Origin of the sequence: Curtobacterium sp. P97, from assembly GCF_023712445.1 — a bacterium.
Lineage (GTDB): Bacteria > Actinomycetota > Actinomycetes > Actinomycetales > Microbacteriaceae > Curtobacterium.
Map to the genome: position 1 here is coordinate 25,572 of NZ_JAMAYF010000021.1, position 6,854 is coordinate 32,425.

A 6,854-nucleotide genomic window follows, 5' to 3' on the forward strand; every position below is an offset into this window, starting at 1 on the left:
CAGCCCCGCCACGCTCGTCGCGTCGCGGGGCTGCTCGCGTTCCCGCCCGGGTCAGCCCGCGAAGGCGCCCGCCAGCCGCAGGGGCACGAAGACCTCGTCGTCCGTCATGGCACCGTGCTGCCCGATCATCCGCTTCGGCTCCTTGCGCGGGTCGAGGTCGCGGTCGTCGTTGAAGGCCCACGACCCCCTCGCGACCACGACGACGTCCCCGATGCGCGGGAGTACGCGGTCGTCCACGGCACCGAACCACCCGGCGGCCACGGCCTCGTCGCGGCTGGCCACGTACGCCTTCTTGCCGTAGCGGGTGCGCCAGGCCTCGACCAGCGCCGGGACGTCGGTGCCGGGGCGCACGGCCAGCTGTCGGCAGCGGGGGTCCCCGGCGATCCCCACGACGTCCACGAGGAGCGCGGGGTCCATCGCGATGTTCGCCTCGGCCGGCACGTCGAGCACGCCGTGGTCGGCCGTCACGAGGATGCCCACGTCGGCGGCGCCGCGGGTCGCGAGCCGGGCGAGCTCGCCGTCGAGTGACTCGAGCGCCGCGGTCCAGCGGTCGGACTCCCACCCGTGCTTGTGCCCGATCGAGTCGAGCTCCGGCACGTAGAGGTAGACGAGCGACCGGCCGGACGCCGTCGCCGCCAGTGCGGCGTCGACCCGCTGCGCGATGCTGTCGGCTGCGGTGTACCGGGCACCGCCGAGCACGTTCGCGGTCATCCCCGAGGACTCGTAGCGGGCCGGACCGACCACCACGGGCTCGATGCCGAGCGCGCTGGCCTCGGTGAAGACGGTGTCGGCGAGCAGCCAGCCCGTCGGCACCTCGGAGTCCCAGCCGGACAGCAGGTTGACCACCCGCTCGCCCTCGGGCTCCCACCCGCTGTAGCCGACCACGCCGTGCGTGCCGGGCGAGCGGCCGGTCGTCAGGGTGCTGAGCGCCGCGGCGGTCGTCGTCGGGAACCCGCTGCGCAGGCGCTTGAGGGTGCCGCCGCCGGTGGCGGCGGTGAGCCAGCGGGCGTGCCCGGCGCGGGCCGACAGGGCGGACGATCCGAGGCCGTCGACCAGCACGACGACGACCGAGCGGGCGGGACGGAGGGTGATCCGTGCCTCCCGGCCGGTGGTGCGCAACCACGTGTCGTCGGCGGCACCGAGCGCGACGAGGCAACTCGGCAGCACGTCGGCGAGGTTCGCGGTGGTGTCTGGGGCGCTCGGTACGCTGGGGGGCACCCCACGATCCTCCCAGAAAGGTCCCATGGCACGCACGGAAGCAGTCGGCCTGCCCGACGGTGAGCGCATCGAGGACGTCGACGTCTCCGAGGAGATGCAGGGTTCGTTCCTCGAGTACGCGTACTCCGTCATCTACTCGCGGGCCCTGCCGGACGCGCGCGACGGCCTCAAGCCGGTGCAGCGACGCATCCTCTACCAGATGGCGGAGATGGGGCTCCGTCCGGACCGTGGGCACGTGAAGAGCGCCCGCGTCACCGGCGAGGTGATGGGCAAGCTGCACCCGCACGGCGACGGCGCGATCTACGACGCCCTCGTGCGCCTGGCGCAGCCCTTCACGATGCGTGTGCCGCTGGTCGACGGGCACGGCAACTTCGGGTCGCTCGACGACGGCCCCGCGGCCGCCCGGTACACCGAGGCCCGTCTGGCCGAGCCGTCGATGGCGATGACCGAGGGCCTGGGCGAGGACGTCGTCGACTTCGTCCCGAACTACGACAACCAGATCATGCAGCCGGGCGTGCTGCCGGCGGCGTTCCCGAACCTGCTCGTCAACGGCGCCTCGGGCATCGCGGTCGGCATGGCGACGAACATGGCGCCGCACAACCTGGGCGAGGTCGTCGAGGCCGCGAAGCACCTGCTCCTGAACCCGACGGCGACCCTCGAGGAACTGATGGAGTTCGTGCCGGGCCCGGACCTGCCGTCCGGTGGCACGATCGTCGGGCTCTCCGGGGTCCGCGACGCCTACGCGACGGGCCGCGGCTCGTTCCGCACCCGGGCGAAGGTGTCCGTCGAGAACCTCACGCCGCGCAAGGTCGGCCTCGTCGTCACGGAGCTGCCGTACCTGGTCGGCCCCGAACGCGTGATCGAGAAGATCAAGGACGGCGTCCAGGCGAAGAAGCTCGTCGGCATCTCCGACGTCAACGACCTGACGGACCGGAACCACGGGCTGCGGCTGGTCATCGGCATCAAGTCCGGCTTCAACCCGACGGCCGTGCTCGAGCAGCTCTACAAGCACACCCCGCTCGAGGACGGCTTCGGCATCAACAACGTCGCGCTCGTGCAGGGATCACCGCGCACGCTCGGCCTGCGCGAACTGCTCGACGTCTACGTGCAGCACCGGCTCGACGTGGTCACCCGGCGCTCCCGGTACCGGCTCGCCCGTCGGAAGGAACGGCTGCACCTCGTCGAGGGTCTGCTCATCGCGATCCTCGACATCGACGAGGTCATCGAGGTCATCCGCTCGTCCGACGACTCCGAGGCTGCACGGACGAAGCTGCAGGACGTCTTCGACCTGTCCGAGGTGCAGGCCGAGTACATCCTCGAGCTGCGACTGCGGCGCCTGACGAAGTTCTCGCGCCTCGAGCTCGAGGGCGAGCGCGACCAGCTCCTCGCCGACATCGCCGCGCTCGAGGAACTGCTGGCGTCCGACGCCCGCCTCCGTGCCCAGGTGGCGGTCGAGCTGACCGAGGTCTCCGACCGGTTCGCCACGCCGCGCCGCACCCTGCTCACCGAGGCCGATGCACCGGTGCGCGGTGGCCGCAAGGCCGCGGTCGACCCCGAGTCGCTGCAGATCGCCGACGCTCCGTGCCGTGTGCTGCTCTCGACCACCGGTCGACTCGTGCGGGTGGACATCCCCTCCTCGGACCTCGGGATCGTGCGGGTGCCGAAGCGGTCGAAGCACGACGCGGTCCGCTCGACCGTCGTGTCCACGGTCCGTGGGCAGGTCGGTGCGCTGACCTCGACCGGCCGCGTGCTGCGGTTCTCCCCCGTCGACGTCCCCGCGGTGCCGCCGGCGTCCGTCCGGCTCGACGCCGGCGTGCGGGTGTCCGACTACCTCGGGATCGCTCGCACCGAGTCCGTCGTCGCACTCGTCGACCTGTCCGCAGGGGCGGGCGACTCGCTCGCCATCGGCACCGCGCAGGGCGTCGTGAAACGCGTCGCGACCGGCGCCTGGCCGGACAAGGACGAGTTCGTCGCCATCGGGCTGAAGCCGAAGGACACCGTCGTCGGGGCCGCGCAGGCGCCGGAGTCGGACGACCTCGTGTTCATCACGTCGAACGCGCAGCTGCTGCGGTTCCCGGCCTCGGGCGTCCGACCACAGGGGCTGCCCGCGGGCGGCGTCGCCGGGGTCTCCCTGGCTTCCGGCGCATCGGTGATCTGGTTCGGGTCCGTGGCGCTGTCCGAGGACGCAGTGGTCGCCACCGTGTCGACGGCGTCGGGGGCGCTGCCCGGCACGGACCCCGGACGGGCGAAGGTCTCGGCGTTCTCGGAGTTCCCCGCGAAGGGCCGTGCGACGCAGGGAGTGCGGGCGCACGCGTTCCTCAAGGGCGAGGACGGTCTGACCGTGGCGTGGGCCGGCATCGCGCCGCCGCACGCCGTCGGGTCGGACGGAGCCGCGCGGACCCTGCCCGACTGGCTGTCGAAGCGCGACGGGTCGGGAGCGCCGCTCGAGGCCGTGATCGGCTCGATCGGCGGCAGCGCAGCAGCCCTGGACGGTACCGCGGGCGAGGCGTAGGCGGGGTCCCGCCCGCCGCTGCGCGCGAGTGTGCGGCCGCCGTGTTCCCGCCTTGGTCGCACGACTTGCCGTCCCGCGCCGCTGGTGCCGACGTGTCGTGCGACCTGAGCGTCGGCACGCGGCGTGTCACGCGCCCGGAGGGTCGACCTGACGGCCGGGAGGCGCGGTGGCCGTCATCGCCTCGCCTCCCGTCCGCCAGCTGGTCCCTCGAGACGCCCGGGACGCCGCGAGACGCCGTGGGATCCACGAGACGAGGCCGAGTTCGCGAGACGCCGCCGGATCCGGCGGCGTCTCGGCACGACGACGGCGTCTCGTCCGGCCGGCGGTGTCTCGGCCAGACAGCAGAGGGCGAGAACCGTCGGCCAGCGCGAGTCTCGGGCCGTGCGCCGCCGCCAGGCGCCGCTTCGCGCTGCGGCCGTGCGCCGCCGCTGAGCGCCACTTCGCGCTGCCGCTGGGCGCCGCGCTCCGCGTCGCCGCCGCCGGGCGCCGCGCTCCGCGTCGCCGCCGGGCGCCGCGCTCCGCGTCGCCGCCGGGCGCCGCGCCGCCGCCGCTACGCGTCGATGCGGTCGCGGTCGAGGCCCTCGCCGGCCAGGATGAACTCCTTGCGCGGCGCGACGTCGTTGCCCATCAGCAGCTCGAACACCTTCGCGGCGCTCTCGGCATCGGTCACGTTCACCCGACGGAGCGTGCGGTGCGCCCGGTCCATCGTGGTCTCGGCGAGCTGGTCGGCGTCCATCTCCCCCAGGCCCTTGTACCGCTGGATCGGCTCCTGGTACTTCTTGCCCTGCTTCGCGAGCTTCTTCAGCACCGCCTGCAGCTCGGCCTCGGAGTAGGTGTAGAGCGTGTCGTTCGGCTTGCCGCGGTTCACCACGACGACCCGGTGCAGCGGCGGCACGGCGGCGAACACCCGGCCCTGCTCGATCATCGGTCGCATGTACCGGAAGAACAGCGTCAGCAGGAGCGTGCGGATGTGGGCACCGTCGACGTCGGCGTCCGACATGATGATGATCTTGCCGTAGCGGGCCTGGTCGATCTCGAACGAGCGGCCGGAGCCGGCGCCGATGACCTGGATGATCGAGGCGCACTCCGTGTTGGACAGCATGTCCGACACCGAGGCCTTCTGCACGTTGAGGATCTTGCCGCGGATGGGCAGCAGCGCCTGGTACTCGCTGTTGCGGGCGAGCTTGGCGGTGCCGAGCGCGGAGTCGCCCTCGACGATGAAGAGCTCCGTACCCTCGGCGTCCTGCTTGCGGCAGTCGGCGAGCTTGGTCGGCAACGAGGAGTTCTCCAGCGCGTTCTTGCGCCGCTGCGTCTCCTTGTGCGCCCGCGCCGAGATGCGGGTCTTCATCTCGGCGACGACCTTCTCGAGCAGGGTCGCGGCCTGCGCCTTCTCGGTGCGCTGTGTCGAGGTGAGGACGTCGGTGAGCTGCTTCGCCACGACCTGGTCGACGATCTTCCGGACCGCGGGGGTGCCGAGGACCTCCTTCGTCTGCCCCTCGAACTGCGGCTCGGGCAGGCGGACGGTCAGCACGGCGGTGAGGCCTGCGAGCACGTCGTCCTTCTCGAGCTTGTCCTGCCCGACCTTGAGCTTGCGGGCGTTCGCCTCGACCTGCGTGCGCACGGCCTTGACGACGCCCGACTCGAAGCCGGTCAGGTGCGTGCCGCCCTTCGGCGTCGCGATGATGTTGACGAAGCTCCGCTCGACGGTCTCGTACCCGCTGCCCCACCGCATCGCGATGTCGACCTCGCAGGTCCGCTCGACCGAGGTGGACACCATGTGCCCCTTGTCGTCGAGCATCGGAACGGTCTCCGTGAAGGTCCCGGTGCCCTGGATGCGCCAGACGTCGGTGACCGCGGAGTCGACCGCCAGGTGCTCGACGAACTCGCTGATGCCGCCCTCGTACCGGAAGCGCTCGATGACCGGACCGGGCGCGACCGTCGTCCCGGTCGCCTCGGCACGCTGGGCGGCAGCCTCGATGGACGCGGCCCGTTCGTCGGTGATCGTGATGCCGAGCCCGGGCACCAGGAAGGCGGTCTGGCGGGCGCGGTTGACCAGGTCGCCCGTGCTGAAACGGGCGTCCGTGGTGAAGATCTGTCGGTCCGCCCAGTACCGGATGCGGGACCCGGTGACCCCCTTCTTCACCTTGCCGACGACACGGAGCTCACTGCCCGAGGTGAACGGGGTGAAGGGCGCATCCGGCCCGTCACCGGCGAAGGTGCCGGGCTCACCCCGGTGGAAGGACATCGCGTAGGTCTTGCCACCGCGGTCGACCTCGACGTCGAGGCGCTCCGACAGCGCGTTCACGACCGAGGCACCCACGCCGTGCAGGCCACCGGAGGCCGCGTACGATCCGGACCCGAACTTGCCGCCGGCGTGCAGCTTCGTGAACACGACCTCGACCCCGGTCAGGCCGGTCTTCGGTTCCACGTCCACAGGGATGCCGCGGGCGGTGTCGCGGACCTCGACGGAGCCGTCGGCGTGCAGCACGACCCCGATCTCGTCGCCGTGACCCGCGAGCGCTTCGTCGACGGAGTTGTCGATGATCTCCCACAGGCAGTGCATGAGCCCGCGCGAGTCCGTCGAGCCGATGTACATGCCCGGACGCTTCCGAACCGCCTCGAGCCCTTCGAGGACGGAGAGGTGTCGTGCAGAGTAGTCGGAGCTCACATCCCGATGGTACCGAGGGGCACCGACAGCCAGACCGCCGGACAGCGGCGCGGCTCGGACTGGGGACAACCGCTCCGCGCTCAGCGAAACAGGCGGTCCGGGATGCACGGCTCCCAGCCACCACGTGTTCAAATGGTGGTCCACCCGCACCACCTGCGATCCGTGAGGAGCACAGCAATGACCCAGACCGTGCAGGACCTCTCCATCGACGAAGCCAGCAGCCACCAGCTCACCGCCGCTGACCGCTGCGACAGCTGCGGAGCGCAGGCGTACATCCGCGCCACCATGGCCAGCGGCGAGCTCTACTTCTGCGCCCACCACGGCGCCGAGTTCAAGGAGAAGCTCGCAGCCACCGCGCTCGAGTGGCACGACGAGAGCAGCCGACTCCACGAGTCGAAGTAGTCGTCACCAGACGGACGAACGGGAGGCGCGGGGGCCCCAGGCCCCCCGCCACCC

The 6,854-nt window shown here is 71.8% G+C and carries 4 protein-coding genes; 2 read left to right on the plus strand and 2 right to left on the minus strand.

What is annotated here, in order from left to right:
* Positions 1-51: 51 nt before the first annotated feature.
* Positions 52-1,218 (minus strand): alkaline phosphatase family protein, encoded by a 1,167-nt coding sequence (locus M3677_RS16315; protein WP_251161066.1) that lies wholly within the window; start codon positions 1,216-1,218, stop codon positions 52-54.
* Between the two features lie 25 nt (positions 1,219-1,243).
* On the opposite strand from M3677_RS16315, the gene M3677_RS16320 reads away from it, so the two are divergent.
* A complete protein-coding gene (locus M3677_RS16320) occupies positions 1,244-3,730 on the plus strand; it encodes a DNA topoisomerase (ATP-hydrolyzing) subunit A (RefSeq protein WP_251161067.1) in 2,487 nt (828 codons plus the stop codon).
* Positions 3,731-4,280: 550 nt separating this feature from the next.
* On the opposite strand, the gene M3677_RS16325 is transcribed toward M3677_RS16320, so the two are convergent.
* Positions 4,281-6,398 carry a type IIA DNA topoisomerase subunit B gene (locus M3677_RS16325; RefSeq protein WP_066654061.1) on the minus strand — a complete coding sequence of 706 codons (2,118 nt, stop codon included), beginning with the start codon at positions 6,396-6,398 and terminating at the stop codon, positions 4,281-4,283.
* A gap of 177 nt (positions 6,399-6,575) precedes the next feature.
* Between M3677_RS16325 and M3677_RS16330 the strand changes: the two genes are divergently transcribed.
* Positions 6,576-6,800 (plus strand): hypothetical protein, encoded by a 225-nt coding sequence (locus tag M3677_RS16330; RefSeq protein ID WP_066654059.1) that lies wholly within the window; start codon positions 6,576-6,578, stop codon positions 6,798-6,800.
* The last annotated feature ends 54 nt before the right edge of the window (positions 6,801-6,854 follow it).